This window comes from Pseudomonas sp. P7759 (assembly GCF_013386445.1).
In the GTDB taxonomy this organism is placed as follows: domain Bacteria; phylum Pseudomonadota; class Gammaproteobacteria; order Pseudomonadales; family Pseudomonadaceae; genus Aquipseudomonas; species Aquipseudomonas azotoformans_A.
In genome coordinates this window covers 1-1,484 of sequence record NZ_JACART010000110.1, presented here as the reverse complement: position 1 = coordinate 1,484, position 1,484 = coordinate 1, and the positions used below count along the sequence as shown (strand labels likewise).

The 1,484-nt window shown below is 60.0% G+C and carries 2 protein-coding genes and 1 pseudogene; 2 read left to right on the top strand and 1 reads right to left on the bottom strand.

Annotated elements, in window-relative coordinates; genetic code table 11:
* Nucleotides 1-175 (top strand): annotated as a pseudogene (locus HX823_RS31420) (VacJ family lipoprotein); the annotation flags it as partial.
* Nucleotides 176-227: 52 nt separating this feature from the next.
* Here HX823_RS31420 and HX823_RS31415 read toward each other — a convergent pair.
* On the bottom strand, nucleotides 228-1,142 hold the full coding sequence (locus tag HX823_RS31415) for a DUF808 domain-containing protein (protein ID WP_038850341.1): 915 nt from the start codon (nucleotides 1,140-1,142) through the stop codon (nucleotides 228-230).
* 134 nt (nucleotides 1,143-1,276) lie between these two features.
* On the opposite strand from HX823_RS31415, the gene HX823_RS31410 reads away from it, so the two are divergent.
* A partial coding sequence (locus HX823_RS31410; protein WP_177078527.1) for a TetR/AcrR family transcriptional regulator occupies nucleotides 1,277-1,484 on the top strand: 208 nt, incomplete at its 3' end.

The window sequence follows — 1,484 nt, the reverse complement described above, 5'->3', positions numbered from 1 at the left end:
CACCTTCCTCAACGTGGCCGAAGTCAGTTCCAACCACCCGGAAGTCTGGGCGTTGCGTGCGGTGGACAAGCGTTACCAGACCAGCTTCCGCTATGGTCAGATGAACTCGCCGTTCGAGTACGAGAAGGTGCGGTACATCTACACGGAGTCGCGAAAGTTGCAGATTGCCGAGTAAACGCCCACAAAGAAGGCCATTCGATTGAATGGCCTTTTTTATTGCCGCGCGATCAAGCCTTCGCCGTTTTCCAGAGCTTGCCCACACCGCTGACCAGCGCCAGCACCACGGCCCCGGCAATGATCCCCGCCACCCCATTGAGCAGCACCGGCACCAACCACGCCAACGCGCCTGCACCTTGGCTGACCGTCTCGATCCAGTGATGCACCACCGGCACGCCATGGGTGAGAATCCCACCACCGACCAGGAACATCGCTGCGGTCCCAATCACCGAAAGGCTCTTCATCATGTACGGCGCCGCGCGCAGGATGGCGCCGCCAATGCTGCGTGCCGCCTGGCCAGGCTTCTGGGTGAGCCACAGACCCAGGTCATCCAGCTTGACGATACCGGCCACCAAGCCATACACGCCCACGGTCATGACAATCGCAATACCGGACAGCACGATCACCTGTTGCATCAAGGGCGCATCGGCCACGGTGCCGAGGGTGATGGCGATGATTTCGGCGGAGAGGATGAAGTCGGTACGGATGGCGCCTTTGATCTTGTCCTTTTCGAAGGCCACCAGGTCGGTTGCCGGGTCCGCAACCGCTTCGACCAACTGCGCATGTTGCGCCTGCTCTTCGTCTTTGCTGTGCAGGAATTTATGCGCCAGCTTCTCGAACCCTTCGAAACACAGGTAGGCACCGCCGAGCATCAACAACGGCGTCACCGCCCAGGGTGCGAACGCACTGATCAACAAAGCGGCCGGCACCAGGATCAACTTGTTGACGAACGAACCCTTGGCCACCGCCCATACCACGGGAATTTCCCGCTCCGCACGCACGCCGGAGACTTGCTGGGCATTGAGCGCCAGATCATCACCCAGCACGCCGGCGGTCTTCTTCGCCGCCATTTTGGTCATCAGGGCAACGTCATCAAGGACCGCGGCGATATCGTCGATCAACACCAACAAGCTGCTTCCTGCCATGAATCGGGCTTCCGTAAGAGTGGGATGACGCGAGCATAGCGCGGCGCAAGGCCCTGCGGGCAGATTGTTGAGGCTCGCGGATGGCCGGTGCTACCATGCGCAACCGCCAGTCTTGGCAAGGAAACTCCAGGTTTATGAGCACCATTCGCGAGCGCAACAAAGAAAAGATCCTGCGGGCGGCCAGCGAGGAGTTTGCCGACAAAGGCTTTGCCGCGACCAAAACCAGCGACATCGCCGCCAAAGCCGGGCTGCCCAAGCCCAACGTCTATTACTACTTCAAGTCCAAGGACAACCTCTACCGCGAGGTGCTCGAAAGCATTATCGAGCCGATCCTGGCCGCTT